General features: G+C 69.9%; 23 protein-coding genes and 1 tRNA gene. 13 read left to right on the forward strand and 11 right to left on the reverse strand.

Annotation, left to right across the window (positions count from 1 at the left end):
• Window positions 1-51 precede the first annotated feature (51 nt).
• The gene (locus EV193_RS16285; protein WP_130345006.1) at window positions 52-1,698 is read right to left on the reverse strand and encodes a TM0106 family RecB-like putative nuclease; all 1,647 of its coding nucleotides are present in this window, start codon (window positions 1,696-1,698) and stop codon (window positions 52-54) included.
• A gap of 80 nt (window positions 1,699-1,778) precedes the next feature.
• Between EV193_RS16285 and EV193_RS16290 the strand changes: the two genes are divergently transcribed.
• The gene (locus tag EV193_RS16290) at window positions 1,779-2,276 is read left to right on the forward strand and encodes a DUF6474 family protein (RefSeq protein WP_242613433.1); all 498 of its coding nucleotides are present in this window, start codon (window positions 1,779-1,781) and stop codon (window positions 2,274-2,276) included.
• 5 nt (window positions 2,277-2,281) lie between these two features.
• Complete coding sequence (locus EV193_RS16295; RefSeq protein WP_130345007.1) at window positions 2,282-2,713, forward strand: hypothetical protein; 432 nt, start codon at window positions 2,282-2,284, stop codon at window positions 2,711-2,713.
• Here the strand turns inward: EV193_RS16295 and EV193_RS16300 are convergent, their stop codons facing one another.
• Together EV193_RS16300 and EV193_RS16305 are read right to left on the reverse strand one after the other, a co-directional pair.
• On the reverse strand, window positions 2,714-3,130 hold the full coding sequence (locus EV193_RS16300; protein WP_242613434.1) for a class I SAM-dependent methyltransferase: 417 nt from the start codon (window positions 3,128-3,130) through the stop codon (window positions 2,714-2,716).
• 162 nt (window positions 3,131-3,292) lie between these two features.
• Complete coding sequence (locus EV193_RS16305) at window positions 3,293-5,047, reverse strand: BCCT family transporter (RefSeq protein WP_130345008.1); 1,755 nt, start codon at window positions 5,045-5,047, stop codon at window positions 3,293-3,295.
• A gap of 154 nt (window positions 5,048-5,201) precedes the next feature.
• On the opposite strand from EV193_RS16305, the gene EV193_RS16310 reads away from it, so the two are divergent.
• From EV193_RS16310 to EV193_RS16325, 4 genes are read left to right on the forward strand one after another with little or no spacing between them, the layout of a single operon-like run.
• On the forward strand, window positions 5,202-5,747 hold the full coding sequence (locus tag EV193_RS16310) for a hypothetical protein (protein ID WP_130345009.1): 546 nt from the start codon (window positions 5,202-5,204) through the stop codon (window positions 5,745-5,747).
• 58 nt (window positions 5,748-5,805) lie between these two features.
• Window positions 5,806-6,579, forward strand: coding sequence for a YcnI family copper-binding membrane protein (locus EV193_RS16315; RefSeq protein ID WP_130345010.1), 774 nt, complete (start codon window positions 5,806-5,808; stop codon window positions 6,577-6,579).
• Entirely contained in the window at window positions 6,576-7,139 is a 564-nt protein-coding gene (locus tag EV193_RS16320; RefSeq protein WP_130345011.1) for a copper resistance CopC family protein, read from the forward strand. The genes EV193_RS16315 and EV193_RS16320 overlap by 4 nt, the downstream gene beginning before the upstream one ends.
• Window positions 7,136-8,155, forward strand: coding sequence for a copper resistance D family protein (locus tag EV193_RS16325; protein ID WP_130345012.1), 1,020 nt, complete (start codon window positions 7,136-7,138; stop codon window positions 8,153-8,155). Before EV193_RS16320 ends, EV193_RS16325 begins: the two co-directional genes overlap by 4 nt.
• A gap of 338 nt (window positions 8,156-8,493) precedes the next feature.
• Here the strand turns inward: EV193_RS16325 and EV193_RS16330 are convergent, their stop codons facing one another.
• The 3 genes from EV193_RS16330 to EV193_RS16340 form a co-directional block, all read right to left on the reverse strand.
• A complete protein-coding gene (locus tag EV193_RS16330; protein WP_130345013.1) occupies window positions 8,494-8,802 on the reverse strand; it encodes a hypothetical protein in 309 nt (102 codons plus the stop codon).
• A 160-nt stretch (window positions 8,803-8,962) separates the two neighbouring features.
• Window positions 8,963-9,883, reverse strand: coding sequence for a phosphotransferase family protein (locus tag EV193_RS16335; protein WP_278044185.1), 921 nt, complete (start codon window positions 9,881-9,883; stop codon window positions 8,963-8,965).
• Window positions 9,880-11,271 carry a helix-turn-helix transcriptional regulator gene (locus EV193_RS16340; protein ID WP_130345014.1) on the reverse strand — a complete coding sequence of 464 codons (1,392 nt, stop codon included), beginning with the start codon at window positions 11,269-11,271 and terminating at the stop codon, window positions 9,880-9,882. The genes EV193_RS16335 and EV193_RS16340 overlap by 4 nt, the downstream gene beginning before the upstream one ends.
• A gap of 214 nt (window positions 11,272-11,485) precedes the next feature.
• On the opposite strand from EV193_RS16340, the gene EV193_RS16345 reads away from it, so the two are divergent.
• From EV193_RS16345 to EV193_RS16355, 3 genes are all read left to right on the forward strand, one after another.
• Window positions 11,486-11,764 carry a hypothetical protein gene (locus EV193_RS16345; RefSeq protein ID WP_242613436.1) on the forward strand — a complete coding sequence of 93 codons (279 nt, stop codon included), beginning with the start codon at window positions 11,486-11,488 and terminating at the stop codon, window positions 11,762-11,764.
• Between the two features lie 13 nt (window positions 11,765-11,777).
• Window positions 11,778-12,128, forward strand: coding sequence for a hypothetical protein (locus EV193_RS16350; RefSeq protein WP_130345015.1), 351 nt, complete (start codon window positions 11,778-11,780; stop codon window positions 12,126-12,128).
• Window positions 12,129-12,619: 491 nt separating this feature from the next.
• On the forward strand, window positions 12,620-13,228 hold the full coding sequence (locus tag EV193_RS16355) for a TetR/AcrR family transcriptional regulator (protein WP_242613437.1): 609 nt from the start codon (window positions 12,620-12,622) through the stop codon (window positions 13,226-13,228).
• A gap of 295 nt (window positions 13,229-13,523) precedes the next feature.
• Here the strand turns inward: EV193_RS16355 and EV193_RS16360 are convergent, their stop codons facing one another.
• A complete protein-coding gene (locus EV193_RS16360; protein ID WP_130345344.1) occupies window positions 13,524-14,729 on the reverse strand; it encodes an amino acid deaminase/aldolase in 1,206 nt (401 codons plus the stop codon).
• Window positions 14,730-14,831: 102 nt separating this feature from the next.
• On the opposite strand from EV193_RS16360, the gene EV193_RS16365 reads away from it, so the two are divergent.
• Window positions 14,832-16,160 carry a D-arabinono-1,4-lactone oxidase gene (locus EV193_RS16365; protein ID WP_130345016.1) on the forward strand — a complete coding sequence of 443 codons (1,329 nt, stop codon included), beginning with the start codon at window positions 14,832-14,834 and terminating at the stop codon, window positions 16,158-16,160.
• A 6-nt stretch (window positions 16,161-16,166) separates the two neighbouring features.
• Here the strand turns inward: EV193_RS16365 and EV193_RS16370 are convergent, their stop codons facing one another.
• A complete protein-coding gene (locus EV193_RS16370) occupies window positions 16,167-16,790 on the reverse strand; it encodes a hypothetical protein (RefSeq protein ID WP_130345017.1) in 624 nt (207 codons plus the stop codon).
• Window positions 16,791-17,082: 292 nt separating this feature from the next.
• On the opposite strand from EV193_RS16370, the gene EV193_RS16375 reads away from it, so the two are divergent.
• Complete coding sequence (locus EV193_RS16375) at window positions 17,083-17,427, forward strand: hypothetical protein (RefSeq protein ID WP_130345018.1); 345 nt, start codon at window positions 17,083-17,085, stop codon at window positions 17,425-17,427.
• 215 nt (window positions 17,428-17,642) lie between these two features.
• On the forward strand, window positions 17,643-19,202 hold the full coding sequence (locus tag EV193_RS16385; RefSeq protein WP_165401371.1) for a hypothetical protein: 1,560 nt from the start codon (window positions 17,643-17,645) through the stop codon (window positions 19,200-19,202).
• Here the strand turns inward: EV193_RS16385 and EV193_RS34750 are convergent.
• Entirely contained in the window at window positions 19,145-20,086 is a 942-nt protein-coding gene (locus EV193_RS34750) for a tetratricopeptide repeat protein (RefSeq protein ID WP_423202181.1), read from the reverse strand. The two genes, EV193_RS16385 and EV193_RS34750, sit on opposite strands and share 58 nt — an antisense overlap.
• 1,273 nt (window positions 20,087-21,359) lie before the next feature.
• Here EV193_RS34750 and EV193_RS16395 point away from each other — a divergent pair.
• Complete coding sequence (locus tag EV193_RS16395) at window positions 21,360-22,022, forward strand: hypothetical protein (RefSeq protein ID WP_130345021.1); 663 nt, start codon at window positions 21,360-21,362, stop codon at window positions 22,020-22,022.
• Between the two features lie 51 nt (window positions 22,023-22,073).
• Here EV193_RS16395 and EV193_RS16400 read toward each other — a convergent pair whose 3' ends face one another.
• Both EV193_RS16400 and EV193_RS16405 read right to left on the reverse strand, forming a co-directional pair.
• On the reverse strand, window positions 22,074-23,255 hold the full coding sequence (locus tag EV193_RS16400) for a serine hydrolase domain-containing protein (protein ID WP_130345022.1): 1,182 nt from the start codon (window positions 23,253-23,255) through the stop codon (window positions 22,074-22,076).
• A 244-nt stretch (window positions 23,256-23,499) separates the two neighbouring features.
• Window positions 23,500-23,582 (reverse strand) — tRNA-Leu (locus tag EV193_RS16405).

The following is a 23,582-nucleotide window of genomic DNA, read 5'->3' on the forward strand; positions in this document are numbered from 1 at the left end:
CCCCAGGGACGGCGAAGATCGCGTCGTTCGGGGACTGTCGGTTGTGGACAGTCAGAGGTCTCCGACGTAGGGCACGTCGGCCACCGCGGGCGAGGACATCCACCGGCGCAGCGTCATCGTGGCCAGCACGTCGTCCTCGTTGTACTCCAGCAGCCGTTGCCGCTGCGTCGCGTTCGGCGCCTCGCCGTCCATGCCGACCGCGTCCCGATACCAGCGCATCGAGTTCTCGCCGCTGGCCTGCGGGTCACGCCAGGAGAACCCGGCCGCCGGCGCGATCGTCTTGAGGCCCTTGCCGTGGGAGCACAGGAAGTGGGTGCGCACGCAGTCGAACAGGTCCACCCAGGAGTCCGACTCGATGAACGCCCGCACGTGCCCGATCGGCGGCACACCGGGCATCCCGGCGAACCGCTTCGCCGAGGACAGCAGCCACCGGTTCTCGGCCAACTCGTTGTAGCAGTACGCCCGGAACGTCAGCCCGCGCGCGCTGGCCCGCACCCGCACCGCCGTCAGCCACTGCCAGAACTCGGCGAACGAGCGGCCCTCGTCCGTGGTCGGTAACGGATCCCAGGTCGCGAAAGCCCGATACCCCAACGGTTCCCCGATGTCGGCACCGGACAGCAGCGCGCCCCACATGTAGGCGCCAGAGTCCCCGAAACTCTCCATGTCGACGTCCACCTCGACGTCCGCGCGCGGCACCGAGATCACCTCGGTCCTGCGCACCAGCGTCAGGTCGGCCAGCCACGCCCTGGCCAGGCCCACCGCGTCGGTCAACGGCATGCCGACCAGCTGCACGCCGAGATCGTCGTGCGGGTCGATCGAGGCCAGCTTGTCCACTGTGGACACTCCGATGTCGCGCAGCAGACCGGCGTCCTCACCGCGCACCACCAGGCTCACGTCGCGCGTGGCCAGCAGCGCCGCCTCACACGTCGGCCACCACGGACAACCGCGGCACTCCACGATCCTGGACGGCGCGGCCAGCGGCTCGGCACCGGTCACCGCCGCCGTGGCCACCGCCAACCGGTCGGCGAAACGCGCGTCGTACTCCTGCATCGCGCTGCGGCCACCCGGCCAGGTCGGCGCGTCGAGGTCGTGCCACACCACGACATCGGCGTCCAGCCCGATCACGCCGCCGATCGCCTCGCGCACGGCGTACCCGGCCGTCTGCAGCATCCGGCGCGTGTGCGCCAGCCGGAGCTGATCACGCGGCTGCGGGCGGACCTTGCGCTGATCGTCCTCCGTCGCCGCGCTCGGGCGCGGATCGTTCAGCGGCGAGGTGCGCGCGCCCGCACCGGGATCGCTGACCTTGTGCCGGACCACGAGCAGCGGCACGTACCCGCCGTCCACCCGCACCAGCAGGTCGATCCCGCCGCGCCGGCCGCCCTCGCGATCCTGCGGCAGGCGGGGCGCCCAGATGAAGTCCGCACCCGCACGGAGCGCGGCGATCGTGGCGTGCTCCCGGTCGGAGCCGCGGATCTCCGGGCCCTTCTCGATCTCCGTCCAGGTGGTGCCGGCGCGCCGCAGGCTGGCCAGCGTGTCGGCGACGACCCGGCGATGCGCGGTGGCGTCGGCGATCCGCTGCTCGGCGGCCGGGTCCGGAGCGGCCATCGGCGCGTCGGTCATCGCCGGGTCGTGCTCCAGGTGGACCCGCCGCCGGCAGCGGCTCACCACGCGCGCGTCGAGCAGCACCGAATCGGTCACATAGGGCAGCGTAAGGGACACCCACGACACACAGGGCACACCGACGTGCCGCCACCCGATCGCACCAGTAGGTTTCAGGAGTGGCACTCAGGAAACGCAAGTCGGGCGACAAGGCGGCGACGAAGGCCGCCAAGCACGTTGGCGAGCCCAAGATCACCCCGAAGAAGGCGAAGAACGCCCTCGGTGTGGCGAAGGTGCTCGGCCCGACCGTGATCCCGGTCGTGGCGCCGCTCGCGGTGAAGGCGGCCGACGCGGTGCGTGAGCGGTTCGAGCGGCGACGCGCGCACAAGCTCGGCATCGCGGTGGACGACCTGCCGCAGTACTCGGGCCGCGGTGGGGCGCTGCACGCCAGGATCTCCGGCGCCGCGTCGTCGATCAACGAGTTGCGCGGCAAGGACGGCACGACCGACGACGACCGCGCGTTCGCCGACGAGGCCGACATCAAGCTGCGCCAGCTCGCCGCCGCCGTGCGCGCGGCCGAGCGCATGCCGACCGCGCGCCGCAAGGCCGCGCACCGCGCCGTGGCCACCGAACTCGACCAGATCGAGCAGCGCCTGTTGCACCGCCTCGGCGTCTGAGGCGCGTGCGGGACGGCAACTGGTGGCTCGGCGTCATCCAGAGCGCCACCCACCCCGCGACCCAGGACGGCCCGCACCGCGCGCACTGGGCACGATTCGTTGCCGCAGCACTCGCCACGGCGCGCGCCACCGGAGAGCTCGACGAGCGTGAAGTCCTTGTGCGCCAAGCGAACCTGTGCCTGGTGCTGGCGCGGGACGGGCGGCTGGAGGAGATCGCCGACACGCTTCGGCCCGACGACGCCGCCCGCGACTGCCTCGCCTATGCCGCGTCGATCTCGGACGATCCGCCGGCCACCGACAAGATCGAGGCGATGCGGCGGCTGCGACGGATCCGCAACGTGATGGCGCCGGCCGTCGCACTCGTCGATCACGTCACCGACGATGATCTTCGAGATCAGCTCGCCGGCTGGACGAACGTGCTGCCGGGGCTGCCGTGATCAGACCGCGCGCGCCGCGCCGACGAACACCATGCCGCCGACCCGGTTCCGGATCTCCGCGGTCGGCGCGAGGCCGTTGCGCACCAGCTCGACCGCGAAGTCGTCCGCCTCGAACCGGTCGTCGCGCGGGTGGTCGGTGAACGTGCGGAACGTCCAGCTGTCGAGCACCCGCCGGGGCACCTCCTCGAACAGCAGCACGCCGCCCGGCCGCAGCACGCGCGCCACCTCGGCGATCGCCCGCCGCCAGTCCGGCACGTGGTGGATGATCCCGAAGTCGGCGACCGCGTCCACGCTGTGGTCGGGCAGGTCGATCGCGCAGACGTCGCCGACCGACAGGTCCACCGACGCCGGATCGCGATCGCGCAGCCGCCGCCGCGCTCGCGTGATCATGGCCGGGTCCAGGTCGAACGCGGTCACTTGGGACGCGCCCAGCCGGTCGAGCAGAGGAACCAGCCGGCCTCGCGGTGGTGCTGGTGCGCGGCCCGCACCGGGTTGTTGACGAACGCGCGCTCCACCGAGTTGAGCTTCATCGCGACCACCTCCGCGAGTTAGGCTACCCTAACTCGCGGAGGCCGGCGGTTACTCTTTTCGTCGCGTGGAATCGTCGCCGTCCGGCGTGTCACCATCCGAATCGCCGTTCGGCACCCGGAGCGCCGCCGCCCCGGGACCGTCGTGCGCGGTGGCCTCGTCGAGCACCTCGGCGATCCGCTTTTCCTTGTGCACCAACGGATCGCTGCGCAGATCCTTGGCAAGCGCGACACACAGCAAGATCATCACCACGGCGAACGGCGCGGCCGCGATGATCGTCAGGTTGCGGAGGCCGGTAAGCGCGCTCTTGCCTTCGTCGAGCCCGCCGACGAGCAACATCACCGCGGCCACCGCACCGGTGAGCACGCCCCAGAAGATCACCACCGGCCTCGACGGCGCGATGCTCCCGCGCTGCGACAGCGTGCCCATCACCACCGACGCCGCGTCCGCACCGGACACGAAGAAGATCGCCACCAGGATCACGACCAGAACGGCCAGGATCGTTGTATACGGCTGGAAGTCCTCCAGCAGCACGAACAGCGTCTTCTCCGGCGTGTTGTACGGATCGCCGCGCTGCGCGAGGTTGTTCACCCGCTGCTGGTGCAGCGCCGCGCCGCCGAAGATCGCGAACCAGACCAGGCTCACGACGCTCGGCACCGCGATCACGCCGCCGATGAACTGGCGGATCGAACGGCCGCGGCTGATCCGCGCGATGAACATGCCGACGAAGGGCGTCCAGGAGATCCACCACGCCCAGTAGAAGATCGTCCACTCGCCGAGCCAGGCGTCCATCGACTGGCCGGTCGCGGACGTGCCACCGGTGGCGCCGGTGCGCGCGGCCATCTCGCCCATGTCGCGGACGTAGTTGCCGAGCGCGGTGGGCACCAGGTTCAGGATCAGCACGGTCGGGCCGATCACGAAGATCGCGAACGCCAGGATCCCGGCCAGCACCATGTTGATGTTGGACAACCACTGGATGCCTTTGGCCACACCGGAAACGGCGGACGCGACGAACGCGATCGTGAGCACCGCGATCACGCCGACCAGCAGCGAGACGCCGAGTTCACCGACCCAGCCGACCGCCTGCAGGCCGCTGCCGATCTGCAGCGCGCCGAGACCCAGCGATGCCGCCGAGCCGAACAGCGTCGCGAAGATCGCCATGATGTCGATGCTCTTGCCGAGCGGCCCCTCGGCCACCCGCTTGCCGAACAGCGGAGCGAACGCGGAGCTGATCAACTGGCTGCGGCCGCGGCGGAAGGTGCCGTACGCGATCGCCAGACCGACCACCGCGTAGATCGCCCACGGGTGCACCGTCCAGTGAAACAGCGCCGTGGCCATCGCGTTGGACAGCGCCTCGTTGCTCTGCGGCGTCGGCCCGCCCGGTGGCGGGCTCACGAAGAAGTTCAGCGGCTCGGCGGCACCGTAGAACATCAGACCAATGCCCATACCGGCGCTGAACATCATCGCGACCCAGGAGACGGTCTTGAACTCCGGCTTCTCGTCGTCACGGCCGAGCGGGATCCGCCCGTAGCGGCTGCACGCCAGGTAGATCGCGAACACCACGAAGCCGGAGGCGGCCAGCACGAACGCCCATCCGGTGTTCGTCGTGATCCACTTCAGCAGGTCGCTCGACACCGACTTCAACGACTTGGTGTCGATCACGCCCCAGAGCACGAAGGCCAGCGCGATCAGCGCGGCGACGCTGAACACGACGACGTCCGTACCGCGTCGTCGCTCGGCCTGCAGCACCGGTTGATCTTCCGTGTCCTCGCTGGTCACGGACGTTTCGTCGATCTGTTCGGCCATGGCTCCTCCCCGACGTCGACGAGCCAACAGCAGGCTTTTCACATCCGGCCAGCCGTTGATGTTGCCGCCTAACCTTTCTTACTGGGTGGTCGGATGGCAAGCCGACCTGCTCGTGGCGCGGGCCACCGGAAGCCGTCACCTACTCTGTTCAACCGTGTCATGCAGACGGCGGACCCCACCCCGTGCGCAGCGGTTATGGCGCGGCGGGGTGCTGGCGAGCTGCTCTGCCGCACTGGCCGTCGCGGCGCACGGCGTCGCCAGCGGGCACGCGCCGAACGCGGGCGTGACGATCGGCGTGGCGCTGCTGGTCGGCTGGGCCGGGACGTCGCTGGCCGGCGCGCGGCGCGGGATGCCGGCCGTGCTCGGAATTCTCGGGGTCGCCCAGCTCGCCCAGCACACGCTGCTGACCTTTCTCGCCGAGCACGGCGAGCCGGCGCGCTTCGGCGGCTGGCTCATGCTCGCCGCGCACGCGATCGCGGTCGGTGTCACGGCGTGGCTGCTGACCAGGGCGGACACCGCGTCCCGGACCGCGTCCTCGGCGGTGTCGCTGCTGGTCGGCTGGCTGGCCAGGGTGTGCCTGACCGTGCCGGCGCCGGCCTTCACCGCCGTCGCGCCGCCCGCTCCGAACCGACCCGGCCGGCTGGTCGAGGTGCTGTTACGCCGGGTGCACGGCCGGCGCGGACCACCCGTTCTCTCCTGACCTCAACTCACGCGAGCCACTCGGCTCGTAGCCCATTCATGTCAGGAGACTTATCTACATGTCGACAAATCGTTTTGTCGCCCGTGCTGGGGTCGTCGTGGCCGCCGCGGGCATCGCCACCGCGTTCGGCGGCGGCATCGCGTCCGCGCACGTCACCGCGAAGGCGCTCGGCGAGCCGGCGCAGCAGGGCGGGTACACCAAGATCACCTTCCGGGTGCCCAACGAGGACAACACCGCCGGCACCGTGAAGCTGTCCGTCACGCTGCCGCAGGAATACCCGCTGACCTCGGTGCGCACCAAGCCGACCGACGGCTGGACCGCGGAGGTCGTGAAGGCCAAGCTGGCCAAGCCGGTCGAGTCGCACGGCAGCCAGATCACCGAGGCGGTCAGCGTCGTGACCTGGACCGCCAAGCCGGGCACCCGGATCGGCCCCGGCGAGTTCGCCGAGTTCGAGCTGTCCGTGGGCAAGCTGCCGGAGACCACCGACCAACTGGTGCTCCCGGCGACGCAGACCTACGACAACAACAAGGTCGTCGAGTGGAAGGACGCGCCGCCGGCCGCCGGTGCGCCCGAGCCCGACCGCCCGGCGCCGGTGCTCAAGCTCAGCAAGAAGGGCGCCGGCGACCACGGCAGCGCCGCGCCGGCCGGCAACCCGACGGCGGACGCCAAGGCGGCCGGTGACCACACCGCGGCGAAGGCCGAGGACAACACGGCACGCTGGCTCGGCGGCGGCGGTCTCGCGGTCGGGGCGCTCGGCCTCGGCATCGGTGCCGGCGCCATTCTGCGATCCCGTCGCACCGGCGGCGCTCCGAAAACGGGCGAGCGGGAATGAGGCGGCTGTTCGCCGTGCTCGCGCTGGCCGGCCTCACCATGGTGGGGCTGGCCACGCCGGCACTCGCGCACAACACGCTGATCGGCAGCACCCCGGCCAACGAGTCCACTGTGGACACCGGTCCGCAGTCGATCGAGCTGAAGTTCGACCAGCCCGTACAGGGCGGGGACGACCTCAACACGGTCGTGGTGCGCGGCCCGAACGACGACCGCTGGGAAGGCGGATCGGTGCGGGTCAGCGGCAATGTGGTGACCATGCCGCTGCGCCAGCTCGGCCCGGCCGGCGTCTACACGATCGGCTACAACATCGTGTCCAACGACGGGCACGCGGTGCGCGGCCAGGTCAAGTTCACGCTGTCCAAGCCGGGCGGCGGCGCACCGGCGGCACCCGATGCCGGCAAGCCGGAGTCGTCCGCGCCGAGCGGACAGGCCCAGCCGGACTCCGGCGCCGCCGACGGTGACAGCGGCGGCGGCGCGCCCGTGTGGGTGTGGATCGCCGGCGCGGTCGTGCTGCTCGGCGCCGGACTCGTGCTCGCGTTGAGGTTGGGCAAACAGCAATGACCGAAGCCCGGACCACCGCGGTTCCCCGGCACCACCTGGTGACGATCCTGGTCGCGTCCTCGATCGTCGGGGTGCTGCTCGGTCTCGCGATCACCGCGACCGAGCAGATCCCCGGGTTGCCGGAGCCGGGTGCGGTGGTCCGGGTGGGCATCCCGATCACCCGGGTGCTGCTGGACATGGCGGCGGTACTCACCGTCGGCCTGTGCCTGCTGCCCCTGTTGATCGGCTTCGACCGGCCGAAGCTGGCCGAGCCGGTGCTCGCCGTGTCGCGCCGGCTGGCCGTGGCCACCTCGCTGGTGTGGACGGTGTGCGCGCTGGTCGCACTGGTGCTGCAGACCGCCGAGATGCGGCCGGGGCGGGACGTGTCGCTCGGCTCGATCGGCGAGTACGTGAGCGCGTTCGGCTCGGGCAAGGCGCTGCTGTTCGTGGCGGTGTTCGCGCTGATCAGCTGCGGGTTGTCGGTCGTGGCGATCCGGATCGGCGAGAAGTTGCCGGCCGAGCTTCGGGTGGCCGTGGCGTTGTTCGCGCTGCTGCCGCTGCCGGTCACCGGGCACGCCACCAACTGGCGGTGGCACGACTTCACGATGATCTCCATGGAGCTGCATGTGATGGGTGCGGCCACCTGGACCGGCGGGCTCGCCGTGCTGCTCGCGCTGGCCGCCGCGAACCGGGGGCTGCTCGCGCACGCGCTGCCCCGGTTCTCCAAGCTCGCCACGGTCTGCCTCGTGGTGGTCGCGGCGAGCGGTCTGTTCAACGGGCTGGCCGAGGTGCTGGTCACGCCGGGCAAGGACCTGTTCGACGGGCTGTTCGGCACCGACTACGGCGTGCTGGTGGTCGCGAAGATCCTGTGTGTCGCGGCGATCGCGCTACTCGGCGCGAAGATCCGGTGGCGGCTGCTGCCGTCGATCGCCAGGCACGGCCGAACCGCACTGGTCGGCTGGGCGGCGCTGGAGATCGCGGTGATGGGACTGGCGTTCGGCTTCGCCGTCGTCCTCACCCGCGCACCCGTCGCCTGACCGGACAACGGCGGCCCACCTACCCCTCGGCCCACCTACCCACCTACCCGACTTCACGCAGCCGGGTGTGTTGACCGCCCCGATCGAAAGCCCGCTGAGGTCGCCCTCATTGTCGAGGGCGGTCGCCCCTACGACGCCGGAGCGACAGCGGGCGAGGAACGAGCCCGCTGTCGTGGAGGTGGCGTGGCTGGACCACCCCATCAACCCAGCCACCCACACTCGGCACCCAGCCACCCACCCAAAAAGACCACAACCCCGTTCGGCGAAGCCGAACCAGGCGACCTTGCCCTCGATAAAAAATACCGTCCCAAGTGGACAGTGGGCCGCGCGACGAACGGTCAGTCTGTGTCGGTGAGCTGACTCGCGGGGGGTTCGGCCCGACGGAGCTGTCCGAGCCGCTGAACGGTGACCAGCCCCCGATGATCGAGATCACGTTTGCTGATCCAGCCCGCCGCGTAGTGCCGGTACGCCTGCGCCAGCAGCACCAGCTCGGCGAGATAGTCCCCCGCGCGGTGCCGGCTCTCCTCCGGGAGGTGCGCGACCAGCGTGAGCTGCTTCTCCACGACGTCGTCGAGCACCTGCGCCGACTGCAGCGCCCGCCTGGCACGACGGCCAGGACGAGTGTGGCTGCTCGTCAAGCGGAACACGGGTTCGATCACCTCATCGTGGGACCGGGTCACTGGTGCCCACTCACGGTAGCGTTCAGAGCAAGCCTAGTGAGCCGTTACGCCGTTGTCGCCCCTGGGGTCGCACCGACCCGCCTCAGCGTTACCGGTTCCAGTCCACAAAGGACGGCGAACGCGCTCGTCAGGCGTATCTCCGCCAGCGTGCCGAGATGTCTCCGTTACGAAGATCATCGAGCCTGCTGAGCAGCTCCGGACGGATCGACGGGTTGCTCACCATGATCGGCAGCACGCTCGTGACGATCTTCAACTCGCGCAACTTTCGCAGGACCGGGAATCCACTCCAACGAGTGACATCGACACCGTACGTCCGCACCAGCTCGCGGTACCGGTCCACCGGATCACCGAACCGGATCGTGGCCACCGCGAGCGGCGTGAGGTCCAGCTCCGGCGGGCCGACACAGGTCGCGTCGAAATCGCACAGCACCGGGCCGTCCGGCGTGGGGATCAGGTTGCCCAGGTGCGCGTCGCCGTGCACCACGCTGGTCGGGAGCTGGAACTCCAGGACCTCCAGCGCCTCCCGCACCTCGTCGCACTGGTCCAGCAGGAACAGCCGGCTCGCCTCGTCGAGGCCCTCGGCGTCGCCGATGCGCCTGCGCACGTCGTCCACCGGATCCCACACGGGCAGCTCGAACGGCGGCAACGGCAACGAGTGCACCTGGCGCAGCAATCGGCCCAGGTCAGCGCCGCGTGGGGCCGGACCGTCCCCCGGCTCGGCCTCCCAGACGGTGGCCGTGAACCCGCCGACGCGCACCGGCTGGTCGATGTGCGGCACCAGCCGGACCGCCGGCACGCCGTGCTCGGCGAACCAGGAGGCCACCCGGACCACCTTCTCCACCCGGTGCCGCAGCGCCGAGGAGCCCAGGATCCGCACCACGACCGGCTGCCGCTCCAGCCGGAACACCGCGTTCGCGGTGAACTTCAGCAGTCGGGCACCCCGGTGGTCGAGGCCGAGGCGCTCGCACACCGTGGCGAGGACGTCGGCCAACCGCTCACTGGTGAGTCGATCGCCGACGCCCACATCGCCCGCCTGCCCGGCGGTCACCCCGTGAGTGTGTTCGGCCCGCGGAACTTCGCGATGATCTCGGCGAGGTCACGCGCGTCGCTGCTGTTCCTGCGCTTGGCCGCCTCGATCTGCAGGGGCTCCATGCGGTCCTTGGCCCGCACCGACTTCAGGTCGCTGGCCAGGTCGATCGCGGTGCGGCCCAGCTTGGCGCCATGATCGACGTCGCCGTCGAGCAGGTGGTTGGTGGCCAGCAGGCTCAGCCCGAAGGTCTTGCTGCGCGTCATTTCCTCGCCGTACAGGTCGATGCACCTGGTCAGCGCCGGGATGGCGAACTTGGTGTGCTCCGGGTGCTCGCCCTGGGCCAGGACGGTGTGCACGGTGCCGATCATCCCGTACACGTCGGTCTCGCCGAAGAAGCGGACCCAGTCCTCGACCTCCTTGCCCTGCGCGCGCTGCCACTCGTCGCGGGTGCGCCCGACCAGCTGCATGGCCATGTCCTTGTGACCCATCATCGCGTAGGCCCACGCCTGGTTCGCGCAGATCACCGCGACGGCCAGCTCCGAGCCGGACTCCTGCGCGGCGATCTGGCCGAGCTGCAGCATCTTCAGCGCCTCGTCGGGCGCCTTGGTGTGGATGTACACGCGGCCCATGCGGTACAGCACGTTGGCCACGAGCTGCTCGTTGCCGCCCTCCTTGGCCAGCTCCAGCGCCTTGCCGAAGTGGGTGCGGGCGGCGTCGTGCAGACCGATGTCGTGCGAGGTCCACCCGGCCAGGCTGTGCAGGTCGGCCAGCGCGATGTGCAGCTTCTGCTTCACCTGGTCGCTGGCCGTCGAGCCGAGCATCTGCCGGCCCCAGGACAGTTGGGCCACCACGGCGTCGCGACACGCGCCGCCGCCGTAGCGATAGTCGAGCGCGCGTAGCGCCTTGGTAGCCGCCTCGATCTGGCGGACGTCTGTCATGCCGATGCGGTGTGGTGCTGGCGTCTGGGCGGCATGCGCCACCCAGGACCCCGGCTCGGCGATGCCGAGCACGTTCGCGCCGACCGTCACTGCCGCGGCGTGGGCGAGGAATTGCCGACGTTTCATCGACTCGTCCTCCTCCTCCGGCTCCGTGACCTCCTTCGAACCGGCCACCCGAACCGCGGTGACGTCGTCGTAGGCGAGGCCCATGTATCCCCTCGGGACACCCAGCCCGCCGGCGATCCGCACGAGTACGTCGTAGGCCATGACCTGACGACCCTTGAGGATCTCCGACACCTCTGACTGTGACTGGCCGGTCATCGCGGCGATCTGCCGCTGTGACACGCCGTGGCGGCGGAGCAGTCGGTAGACCGCGCTGACCTCCCGCGCCACGAGCGCGTCTCGCATCTCGGCCTCTTCCCACACCTCAGGTGGTATCGAAGAGTCCGGCGATCCGATGGAGTTCATCCCGCCCCCTCACAGTCGCTGGGCGCTAGCCGCAGAGTAAGTGCACTTCACACGCCTAGAACAGTATGGATCGGCGAACCTGATCGGCCCTGCCGAAGTGGGCTGACCGTTCACCGTCGAGCAATAGCCGATGGGCGCTCCAAACTCCCATGACCCTTCCACGAGGTCCAATCTAGTTTGCTGTAAGCGTTCGAGCACGGAGGGAATTCACCACGTGGACGCGATCGGCTCGGCAGTGGCTCAGATGGACCCGGTGACGCCTGCTCGTGCAGAGGCCGCTCACGAGACCATCCACGGCTCGACGAGTGGCCGCCGCGTCTGGCGCATCTCCTGTGGTGACGTGATCAATCGCGACAGATTCCTCACCGTGCTTGTCGAACGGAACCGAGTGGTCCTGGTAGGGCCTCCCGGCGAAACCGCGGTCCTGTCGGCCGGCCAACTCGGCCAGCTGCGAACCGCGCTACGAGAAGCCGCCGAATTGGCGGAAAGGTAACGGTGACGTTCAGGTGGACGAGATTCTCGGCCAGGTACTGCGCAACGCGGTGTGGGAGCGTCTGGACATGCTCTCCGAGCTCGCCAGCCGCGCTGACGCGCCGTCGCTGCTGTCCGTCGCCCGCTCGGAGCTGCCCCGGCTGACGGAGGGCTGGCGGGCCATGCTCGCCGCCCACGAGCCGGACGAGCGCGGCAACTGCCCCGCGTGCTCCTCGCGGTGGCGTCAGCAGAAGGCGCCGTGCACGGTGTGGCGCGCTGCCCACGAGCACCTGGTGGTCGGCGGACTGGCCCCGCTGCCCGCCGGACGTCACGCACGACAGGTCACCGTCCCGTCCTCCCGCAGGGCAGTGGCCACCACCAGGTAGAACCGACGACCTCGGGCGCCCGTTTTCCCCGGACGGTGAGCGGTCGAGGCGTCACCCCAGCCGGCGGTCCGGTTCGTCCGTCCCCCCGAACGAGACGACTCGGACCGCCGGCCCCTAAACGACAGCGACAACACAACAGAGACTCCGCGGACCGGTGCTGTTGCACTCCCCTCCCCCGACCAGTGCCGGTCCGCGGCCCCACTCGGATGGGAGAAGTGTGCTCGCGGAGAGCGCTCGCGGATCCGAGTGGTGTGTTTGTGGGGGCGAAGCCCCCACGCCCCACCCGGGGGCAAGCCCCCGGACCCCCGTAGGTGGGCCGCCGTGGACGTGGTGGCCCACCCCAAAGACCCGGCGTTGGTGTCCGTTTCCCCGGACGGGCACCAACGCCGTCCCAACTTTCGCTGTCCTGTCCGGGTGAATCAGCGGGCGCGACGAACAAGCTTCACCGGGACCAGGCAAGATAGAGGTGACCGACGTTCGAGGAGTCGCCCGTGGCCAGTCCCACACCGCTTCGCCGCCAGCCCGTCCAGCAGCGCAGTGCCAGACGCGTGGAGAAAATGCTCCAGGCGTGCGCCTCGCTGATCGATGACCTCGGCTACGACGGTGTGACCACCACGCTGATCGCCGAGAAGGCCGGCGTGGCCGTCGGTTCGCTGTACCAGTTCTTCCCGGACAAGCGAGCCGTCGTGCAGGCGCTCACCCAGCGCAATCTGGATCACTACATCCGCACCACCAGCGAACGGCTCGACACCATCGAGCTGGAGCACTGGTGGGACGCGGTCGACGTGTGCCTGGACGCCTACGTCGAGCTGCACCGAACCGTCCCGGCGTTCGCCCGCATCCGCTTCGGTGACGTGGTCGACCTGCGGCTGATCGACGAGGAGCGGGAGAACAACACCGTCGTCGCCGACCGGCTGATCGAGCTGCTGGCCACCCGGTTCAACGTGCCGCGCGAGGAGGTCGCCACCCAGATGGCGGTCGCCGTGGCCGTCGCCGACGGCGTGTTGAACCTGGCGTTCCGCGATCACGTGCTGCCGGAGGACACCGTGGTCAACGAGACCAGGAAGATCATCCGCGCGTACCTGTCCGGCCAGCTCTGAATTTTTATCGAGGGCAGGGTCGCCTGGTTCGGCTTCGCCGAACGGGGTTGTGGTCTTTTTGGGTGGGTGGCTGGGTGCCGAGTGTGGGTGGCTGGGTTTCGTGGGTGGTTCAGTCACGCCTCCTCCGAGACAGTGGGCTCGTTCCTCGCCCGCTGTCCCTCCGGCGTCGTAGGGGCGACCGCCCTCGACAATGAGTTTCGACCTCAGCGGGCTTTTGATCGGGGCGGTCAACACACCCGGCTGCGTGAAGTCGGTAGGTGGGTCGACGACGGTAGGTGGGCCGGGGGTAGGTGGGTCAGCCGAAGGACTGGCCTTCGCCGCGGTAGGTGGGGACTGTGCGTTCGAGGCGCTCGCCGGTCAGTACGTGGTAGTCGGTGAACCGCTCGGCCAGCTCGCCGGCCTTGGCGTGCCGCAGCCACACGCGGTCGCCGACGCGCAGGCCGTTGGCCGCCTTGCCGACCACCGGCGTCTGCACCTCGCCGGCGCCCTCGAACGGCAGCAGCCGCAGGCCCGCCGGCAGGTACGGCCGCGGCTGGCGATCCTGACCCACCGGCCCGGAGGCGATGTAGCCACCGCTGAACAGGGTGGCGATGCCCCGTCCCGGCCGCCGGCCGACCGGCAGCGCGAACAGCACGGCCGGTTTCGGCGCGAACCGGCTGTAGTTGTCGAACAGGGTCGGGCCGATCAGCCCGGAGCCGGCCGCCACCTCGGTCACCGACGCGTCCGCGACCGTGGTCTCCACGCTGCCGGTGCCGCCGCCGTTGACGAACTCCAACTCGGTCAGCTCACGCACCGCGGACACCGCGGCGGACCGGCGCGCGGCCAACTCCTCGCTGGAGTTGCGCTGCGCCCACCGCAGCAGGGCGCCCACGAGCGGTTTGCCGGCCGGCCGGTCGCCCAGCCCGGCTATCTGTCCCTCGTAGCCCATCAGGCCCACCAGGCGGAAACCAGGGCGGCGCAGGACCACCTTCGCGACCTCGACCGCCTCCTTCGGGGTGAACACCGGCGAGCGGCGAGTTCCGACGTGCACAAGGCCCCGTCCGAGCAGCGGCCGCCACGACACGTCCAGCTCCAGGCACACCCGGATCTCCGGGTGGTCGGCGCCGAGTGCCGCGTCGATCAGGTCCAGGTGCTCGACCGAGTCGACGATCACCGACGTGTGCTCGCGCGCCCGGCGGTCGGCGGCGAGCCGGCGCAGCGCGGTGTGGTCCACCGTCGGGTAGGCGACCAGCAGGTCGGTGTCCGCCAGGCCGGTGTCCGCCCAGCGCTCGGACAGCCAGAGCGCCTCCGGCAGCGAGTAGCACATGACGCCGGCGAATCCCGGCTGGCCGAGCACCCGCTCCAGCAGATACCGGCAGCGGATCGACTTGCTGGCCACCCTGATCGGGCGGCCGGCGGCGCGGCGCACCAGGTCGACGGCGTTGGCGTCGAACGCGTCCAGGTCGACAGCGGCGAGCGGCGCCTCGAGGTGCTTGGTCGCGACGTCGAGGCGCGGGAGCATGGTCGACCTGATCACGGATCTCACCGTACGCCAGAAATCGTTGAAACGCGAACAGTGTTCACGTATGTTTCGTGAACGTCACCCGATAGGAAGGCGGGACGGATGAGCGAGCGTCCCTGGCACAACTGGGCCCGCACGGTCTCGTGCACGCCGGCACGGGTGGCCCGGCCGGAATCGGTCGCCGAGATCGCCGAGACCATCGCCGGCGCCCGCCGCGACGGGCTGGCCGTCCGGCCGCGCGGCAGCGGACACTCGTTCACGCCGGCCGCCGAGGCACCCGGCGTGGCCGTGGACCTGTTCGGCTGGCGCGGCCTCGAATCCGTCGAGCGCGACACCGGACTGGTGACCGTGCGCTCCGGCACCACGATCCGCGAGCTGAACGCCGAACTGGACCGGCACGGGCTCGCCATGACCAACCTCGGCGACATCGACAAGCAGACGATCTCCGGCGCGATCTCCACCGGCACGCACGGCACCGGCGCGCAGCTCGGCGGGCTGGCCACTCAGGTCGCGGCACTCGAACTGGTGCTCGCCGACGGCTCGGTGGTCACCTGCTCGGCCGGCGAGCGGCCTGACCTGTTCGCGGCCGCCCGCGTCGGGCTCGGCGCGCTCGGCGTGATCAGCCGGGTGACGCTGCGCTGCGAGCCGTCGTTCGTGCTGGCCGCGGAAGAAGTGCCGGTGCCGGTCGACGAGGTGTTCGAGCGATTCCACGAGGAAGCGGCCGCCAACGACCACTTCGAGTTCTACTGGTTCCCCGGCGGGGGGCGGACCGCGCTCGTGAAGCGCAACAACCGGCTACCGCTCGGCGCGCCCGCACGACCGCTCAGCCGCGCACGGCAGTTCGTCGAGTACGAGATGGTGGAGAACCGCCTGTTCAACGCGGTGTGCGCGGTGGGTCGGGCCGTGCCGCCACTGGTCGGGCCGATCACCGAGGTGTTCTCCCGCACGCTGTCCCCGAGGACCTACAGCGACACGTCCCACCGGGTCTTCGTGACCAACCGGAACGTGCGCTTCGTGGAGTCGGAGTACGCCGTGCCGCGCGAGTCCATTGTGGACGTTCTGCGCGAGCTTCGCGCGCGGGTGCCGAAGCTGGCGCACCCGGTGATCTTCCCGGCGGAGGTCAGGGTTGCCGCGGCGGACGACATCTGGCTTTCCACGGCCTACCTTCGGAATTCGGCGTACATCGCGATCCACCAGTACACCGGAATGCCGTTCGTGGAGTACTTCCGGCTGTTCTCGTCGATCGTCGGCGAGGTGGGCGGGCGGCCGCACTGGGGCAAGATGCACCTGCTGGACGCGGAGAGACTGCGCGAGCGGTACCCGAGGTTCGACGACTTCCTGCGCGTTCGGTCCACTGTGGACCCGGACGGCGTGTTCGCCAACCCGTACACCGACCGCGTCCTCGGGCCGGCGAAAACCCTTGCGGCGTAAGGGGAATCAGTCGGTGGTTGCGAGTAGCTGCTCGTAGACCATCTCGTGGATCCAGCGGGCCTGGGCGTCGCGCTTGGGGCAGTCCCGATCGACCGCGGGACGGCCGGGCAGGTCGAGATCGATGTCGCCGCTCGGCTCGGCGGCCACCACGGTGACGCCGTACGTGCGCGCCCTCGGCAGACACTCGATGAGGTAGTCGCGGGTGAGCACGGCCGAGGTCGGCACCACCATCGCGATGTCGGCCACCCTGGCGAACGGGACGGCGAACGCGAGCGCGGTGCGCCAGTGCTTGGCCGCCGACAGGACGCCGACGATGCGCACGGCCGGATCGGGGACGCGGCCGGCCATCTCGGGCCAGGTCCACGTCGCGACCGACTGCCGGTCGGTGACCGGCGCGGCGTTGAAGCAGATGCGCTCGGCGTGCACGTCCGGCAGCAGCTCGGCCACGACGGCGACGCGGCGGCCCATGATGCTCATCTCGGGGAGCACCACGCCCTCCCAGCCGAGCTGGCGCGCCGCGGCGGTGGCGAGATCGTCGGTGGTGCCCGGCAGATCGTCCAGCAGCACCGGCCCAGCCGGCAGTACGCCGATGTGCTCGCTGAGTGCCGTGTGCCCTGGTGTGCCGGTCACGAGGTCCTCCTCGAAGCCGCCTGTCGCGGTCGGCCCAATGAAATGCTGCGTCGGTCGATTACTGGAGTACCAGGTACAGCCCGCCGCTTCGCCGGGCTGGGCGGATTCGTGCGACCGACGGCGCGCCTGCATCGGTGACCGGTCGATAAACGGTAATGAGACTTCGGCCCAACCATGCGGCCGTCCGGGTGAGCCCCTACCGCCCGGCTTGACCCCCACGCTACCCACAGTAGAGCCCCGGCCACCGCCCGCAGTGCTAACGTCGGGAGACCGCTCGACATCAGGGGGAGAAATGCCGGATCCGTTCCTCGTCGCCGTCGCCGCCGCATTGACCGGCAAGGCCGCCGCCTCGGGCGCTTCCGCCCTCGGCCGGCTGTTCAAACTCGTGAAGAACAAGCTGTCCGGCGACCAGGCGCTCACCGACGAGACGCTGCCCGAGCAGGAGCGCACCGCACAGCTCGCGTCGGCGCTGGAAACCGCCACGACGGCCGACCCCGCGTTCGCCGAGTCGGTGCGCACGCTGTGGCGCGAGCACGAGGCCGAAGTGCACAACGAGATCTCCGGCGAGGTACACGGAAACGTCGTCCAGGCTCGCGACATCAGCGGCAATATTTCATTCGGCGGCTCACCCCATTGAGCGATGGAATGATTCACGTCGGTCAATTAGTATGAGAATGGAAAGCCGGAAAGCCGGAAAGCCGGAAAGCCGGAAAGCCGGAAAGCCGGAAAGCCGGAAAGCCGGAAAGCCGGAAAGCCGGAAAGCCGGAAAGCCGGAAGTGGGATACGGTTTCGGTCGAGCGTGAGGTTCTCGTCGTAGCCCGCACGGTCACCACGCTCACCCGCATTCTCGACGTGCTCGACATCTTCGATGACGACATGCGCGTGCAGGTGCGTTTCACCGTCGTCCCCGGATCGGCGTTCACCGAGGGCACCGCCGAGTTCCTCGCCGACATCGAGGGGCCGGTCATTCCGTGGCACGAAGCCGAACAGCGCCCGTTCGCCCTCGCCATCGCCGCGAGCGAGAACGGCGATCTGCACCGGCTGAACGCCCCGCTGATCGTGCTGCCACACGGCGCGGGGCGAAACAAGTTCGCCAAACCGATCGGCGGCAGGCCCCCGGAAGTCTCCGGATTCACCAGAAGACAACTCGTACGCGCCGGGCGCGTGGTGCCGGACGCGCTGGTCGTGTCGCACGCCAACCAGCTTCGACAGCTCGCCGAGCAGGTGCCCGAGGCGCACGACCGCGCCGTGGTCGCCGGCGATCCGTGCTACGACCGCATTGTCGCGAGTATTCCGAACCGACTGGAATACCGGGAATCGATCGGCATTTCCGACAAGCAACGACTCGTCGTGGTCAGTTCGACCTGGGGCGGCTATTCGCTGCTGGAGCACCTTCCCGAGCTGCCCGCCCGTCTGCTCGCCGAACTTCCGTCCGACGAATTTCAGGTCGCCGCGATTCTGCATCCCGCGATGTGGCACCGGCACGGGCCGTGGCAGGTCAGGAAATGGCTGCGCACCGCGCGCGAATCCGGCCTGCAGCTCATTCCACCGCGTGAGGGCTGGCGCGCGTGCGCCATCGCCGCGGACTGGCTGATCGGCGACCACGGCTCGGTCACGCTGTACGGCGCGGCCACCGGGGTGCCGCTGCTGCTGGCCGGATTCGGCGACCACGAGGTGGTTCCCGGCACGCCGATGGCCGACCTGGGAGCGACGGCGCCCCGCCTCGACCCGACGACCGAGCTGCGCCCCCAGCTCGAAGCGGTGGCCGACGCGCACCGGCCCGGCCGCTACGACCCGGTCGTCCGCGACGCCTTCGCCCTGCCCGGGGAGTCCGCGCTCGCGCTGCGTGCCCTGGCGTACCGGCTGATGACCCTGGCACCGCCGCCGGGTGCGCCCGCGGTGCGCATCGTCCCGCCGGCCCAGCCGGAGGCCACGCGGGTGACCGCCCACCTGGTGCACACCGACGTCCGCGACCGCGAGATCCACCTGCGCCGCTACCCCGCCGCACAGGCCGACGCGGGCGCCACCGACTCGTGGCGACGGCACCTCGCCGTCCACGCGGACGAGACGGACGCACGGCTGGCCGAGACCGCGACCGTCCATCTGGGACGGTGGGCCGCCGACCGGCTGCGGTCCTATCCCGGCGCCCGTCTCGCCGCCGCTCCGGTCGCACCTCGCTCGTGGCAGATCCACGTGCGGGACACCGGATCGCTGCGCCTGGACGTGCACGGCGACGTCGACCCGGCCATCGGCCCGTCAGCGGTCCACGCCTGGCTCACCGCCCACCGCGACCTCGGCTCGCTCGACGGCGTCGAAGTCGTGCTCGGTACCCGACGAGCGACGTTGCGCGTCACCTACCGATCGAGCAGCGCGCGCATCTCGTCGGCCTTCGGGTCGCCGAGCACGACGTAGAGCTGCTCGGCCCGGCGCAGGAACCGCCGCCTGGCCGTCTCGTCGTCGGCGATCTCGGCCAGCGCGCGCACGTAGCGCACCTCGTACACGTGGGCATCGCCGCGCTGCAGGATGGCGACGGCGTCGAGCAGTGCCCGCGCGGCATCGGCACGGCGGCCCAGCCGGGCGTAGACCTCACCGAGGCCGCCGAGGGCCAGCGCCTTGTTGTGCGTCTCCTGGTCCAGCGCCTGGATTCGGTCCAGCGCGTCGGTGAGCCACGACAGGGCCTCGTCGAGCCGGCCCGCCTCCAGCAGCGTCTCGCCGACGAAGCGGGTCTGGACCGCGATTCCGCGCGCCCGGCGGATCTCGGTGAACAGGTCGAGCGCCCGCCTGCCCCAGTCGATCGCCGCGTCGAACTCGCCGCGCGCACGGTGCGCCTTGCCGTGAACTCGTAGGTCGAGGCCAGCATCGCCGGCTCGCCCTGCTCCGCGGCCGCCCGCGCCGCGTCGAGCTGAGTGAACGCCGGGTCGAACGAGCCGCGCTCCCACAGCGCCCTGGCGAGCAGCGCACGCATCCGCGCCTCGGCCCGCTTGTGTCCACAGTGGACGGCCGAGTCGACGGCCCGCTCGCACAGCGCCGTCCACAGATCGTGCGGCGCGCGCTTGAGGAACCAGCTCGAGCACGAGTCCACGATCCGCCACGCCAGGTCGTGCCAGCCGCGTTCGTTGGCCGCCGTGACCACGGCGAGCAGGTTCGCCCGCTCGCTCTCGAACCAGGCCAGCGCCTCGACGTCGGTCGCGAAGACCTGTCGCGCGTCGTCCCGGTCCACCGTCAGCTCGCCGGCGCGCAGGCGCTTCGGCGGCATGATCATCACGTCGGCCAGCGTCGCGGTCGAGCGGTACCACTCGGCAGCGGCGCGCAACACCGCGTCCTGGCGCGCGATCTCGTGGCGAACGAGGTCACGCGCGAATCTCTCGACCAGTCCGCGATAGGCGAAGCGCCCGTCCGGCGTCTCGTCGATCAGGTACACGTCGGCGAGCTCGTTGACGATGTCCTGTGCCGTCGCCTGGTCGACACCGAGCACGGCGGCCGCGAGCGGTATGTCGAAGTCCGTGCCCGGTAGGGCGACCAGGTCGCGCAGTGCCTGCCGGTCACGCTCGGGGAGGTTGTCGTACGAGCCTTCGGCGTGCTTCGTGGCGTAGGCGATCGCGCCGCCGCCGAGAGGTTCGCTGGCCAGTTCGGCGAGCGTGAGGCCACGCACGCGGCGCAGCCGACGGCCGGCGAGCTTGATGGCGTCCGCCATCCGGTCGCACAGCTCGATCACGGTGCTCGCGAGATGACGTTCGTCCTCGGCCCACTCCTCGCGGCCACTCGCGTCGGCCAACAGCCGCAGCCCGTGCTCCGGGTCGAGGCGGCTGACGGTGACCTCCACGGCGTCGTCGAGATCGTCCCGCGCGCGGCGGCTCGTGACGATCAGCGCGCTGTCGTCGGAAGCCGGCACGAACTGTTCTATGTCGATGAGGTCGCCGACGTTGTCCAGCACGATCAGCCACGCGCCGGTCTCCACCTTGGTCGCGTACAGCTTCGCGCGACCGTCCAGCGTGTCGGGGACGAGCTCGGGGTGCACGCCGAGGGAATGCAGCAGGCGGGCGAACACGTCGGTCGCCTCGACCCCGTTGTCGCCTCGGTACCGGTCGACGTCGACCACGATCTGCCCGGCGGGGAACCGCTCCTTGTGCCGGTTGCCCCAGTGCTGGGCGAGCGCCGTCTTGCCGCTGCCTCTCGGCCCGGTCACCACCGCCGCCCGCGGTCCACTCTCCAGCAGCCGGTCGAGCAGTCCCAGTTGGGGAGCCTGGTTGATCAACGTCCTGGACGGGCCGAGTTCCCTCGGCGGCTCCGGTGCGCGTACAGCGACCGCGTTCACCGTCAGTTGATTGATCACCCCGGCCTGCACGAGGTTGCCGAAGACCTCGCCCGACATCTCGTTGTGCACAGAACCCCCAGCGCGCTGGCACCCAGTAATCGATCACCCACCATACGCGACTGGCCCCTCCACTGCTCCGATCCGGTGGTTCGACAGGGCCATCCGGTTGATCGAGGCGTCCCACGCTCGCATTCACCAGACCGTGTGGCTTCTACTCGGTCATCTGGGGTTGGAGCCGACCTGGGGGTGGCGCCATGGTCAAAGTCCGTGCGTACACGAAAAGCGACGGGACGAAGGTTCGCAAACACACGCGGGGAGCGCCCAAGGCCGCGGCTGTCATCACCGCGGGTGCTGTCGGCGTGGTGGCCATCGGCAGCGGCGCGGTCGACGTGTCGCTGTTCGGCGGCCGAGCGGCGCAGAGCGCGAAGAGCGCCAATCCGGCGCGGAGTGGTGCCACGGCAGCGCGCGGAGCCACTCTCCGTTTGAAACTCCGACTTCAGCAGCGCGGCCACCGAGTGGAGATGACCGAGCAGACCGATGTCGGCCTGTGCGACCGTCGCGCCTACGGGCGAGCTCGAGGATTTCTGCGGCAGCACCCGTGCGAGTCCTTGCACCGAGCACTGCTCGAGGTTCGTCACAAGGACGGCTACGCGATCCTGATCGTCCTGGCCGTCACCGAACTGCGAGACCTCGCTGCCGCGAACGAATTCAAGACGCTCGTCGACACCCATGGCACGGGCAATGTGACCGAGTTGTCGAAGGAGATCCGCAAGTACCAGCGCGTCGACATCACTGGTCACAACTACCGCTCGCATCAGGAAGGCACCACGGTCACCAACGTTCAGGCGGAACCCCTGGCCCGAGGCGTGAAGGCCACAGTCCTCACCGAACTGGCCACCCTCGCCACCACCGGCTGAACGCGGGACTCGCCGGTGCAGGGCGCGGGACTCGCGCCCTGCACGGACCAGTCAGCGCGTGGTCTGCCCTCGGCAGAACACCGCCTTGAAGAGCTTGTCCAACGCCGCCGGGAAGACCTTCTCGATGTCGATCGGAGCGTCCCCGGTGGTGATCGACGCGGTCATGGTCTTCTTGCCGTCGGGCGTGCTGTACATCAGCGCCCCGTAGCCCACGTTGCTGCCGTTGTGGAACAGGAAGGTGCCACCGCAGTCCGGGCCCGCGTCCTGCACGCGCACCCCCAGGCCGAAGCCCAACGTGTTCGGATGCGTCCTGCGCATCTCGGCCAGCAGCGCGGCCGGCACGAGCTTGCCGCTGTTCAGCGCGGAGAAGAACGTGTGCAGATCCCGCGTCGTCGAGATCATGTCCCCGGCCGCGGGCACCATCGACGGGTTCTGCCGGGTGACGTCGATCGTCTTCCACTGCCCGGCGTCCTCATACCGGTAATACGCGTGAGCGTGCGGCCCGGGAATCCCCGTCCGCGCGCCCGGCACCTCAGTGCCCCACAACCCCAGCGGCCACAAGATCCGCCGCCGCATCTCATCGGCATACGAGTGCCGAGTGACCTTCTCGATCAGCAGCCTGGCCAGCGTGTAGTTGACGTTCCCGTAGCTCCAGCCCGCCCCCGGCTCGAACTTCATCGGCTTGGCCAACGCGATCCGCACCAACTCCTCCGGCCGGTACGTATGAAACCGGTTGTCCACCCACTCCTTCCCCCGCGACGGCACGACGCCCCCAGCCGGATGAGTGTCACCCGTGTAGTCGTACAACCCACTCGTGTGCCCCAACAGCATCCGCACCGTGATCCGCCGGTCCAACCCGAACTCGGGCAGATACTCGGCCACCGAGGCGTCCAACCCAACCGCCCCCTCAGCCACCAACCGCAGCACCAAGGTCGCAGTAAAAGTCTTCGTGTTGCTGCCTATCCGAAACAACCCATCCGTCGACGGCCTGGCAGCCTGCCCCAGCTTCCGCACCCCAGCACTACCGACCCATTCCCCCCGCTCGTCATGCACCCGCATCTGCATCCCAGCGACCCCGACATCCACGAACGCCTGGATCGCCTCCCGCAACCCCGGCCGATCCCGCCCACCACCATCAGCATTGGCCACCCCGCACACCCCCACCATCGCGGCCGCCAACACCACCCCAACCAGCCGAATCCGGCCCCTACCGCTCTTCTCTGAAGTGATCATGACGACCACGATCACCGCCCGCCCTGACACACCCCAGTCACCGCCCTGACACGGTGCACAGCGCGGAACTCACCAGTGCACAGCGCGGAACTCGCGCCCACGAAGGCGCGCAGCGCCTGAGTAGGGCGCACAACAGCGAAAGGTGACCCGGTAGGAACGTGGGGGGTCTGGGGGGCTCGGCCCCCCAAAATAAAGACGGGCGACGCGGTCCGCGCTTTCCGCGGACACACGTCGCCTGAGACCGTGGGCGAGGGGGGAGTTGAACCCCCACGTCCTTTCGGACACACGGACCTGAACCGTGCGCGTCTGCCATTCCGCCACTCGCCC

This window comes from Herbihabitans rhizosphaerae (assembly GCF_004216555.1).
In the GTDB taxonomy this organism is placed as follows: Bacteria; Actinomycetota; Actinomycetes; order Mycobacteriales; family Pseudonocardiaceae; genus Herbihabitans; species Herbihabitans rhizosphaerae.

Excerpts from the sequence above, each read along its gene's own strand:
- EV193_RS16305 (WP_130345008.1), bottom strand. The coding sequence starts at position 5,047 with ATGGCCGAACAGATCGACGAAACGTCCGTGACCAGCGAGGACACGGAA.
- EV193_RS16315 (WP_130345010.1), top strand. The coding sequence starts at position 5,806 with ATGTCGACAAATCGTTTTGTCGCCCGTGCTGGGGTCGTCGTGGCCGCC.
- EV193_RS16320 (WP_130345011.1), top strand. The coding sequence starts at position 6,576 with ATGAGGCGGCTGTTCGCCGTGCTCGCGCTGGCCGGCCTCACCATGGTG.
- EV193_RS16325 (WP_130345012.1), top strand. The coding sequence starts at position 7,136 with ATGACCGAAGCCCGGACCACCGCGGTTCCCCGGCACCACCTGGTGACG.
- EV193_RS16340 (WP_130345014.1), bottom strand. The coding sequence starts at position 11,271 with ATGAACTCCATCGGATCGCCGGACTCTTCGATACCACCTGAGGTGTGG.
- EV193_RS16360 (WP_130345344.1), bottom strand. The coding sequence starts at position 14,729 with ATGCTCCCGCGCCTCGACGTCGCGACCAAGCACCTCGAGGCGCCGCTC.
- EV193_RS16365 (WP_130345016.1), top strand. The coding sequence starts at position 14,832 with ATGAGCGAGCGTCCCTGGCACAACTGGGCCCGCACGGTCTCGTGCACG.
- EV193_RS16375 (WP_130345018.1), top strand. The coding sequence starts at position 17,083 with ATGCCGGATCCGTTCCTCGTCGCCGTCGCCGCCGCATTGACCGGCAAG.
- EV193_RS16395 (WP_130345021.1), top strand. The coding sequence starts at position 21,360 with ATGGTCAAAGTCCGTGCGTACACGAAAAGCGACGGGACGAAGGTTCGC.
- EV193_RS16400 (WP_130345022.1), bottom strand. The coding sequence starts at position 23,255 with ATGATCACTTCAGAGAAGAGCGGTAGGGGCCGGATTCGGCTGGTTGGG.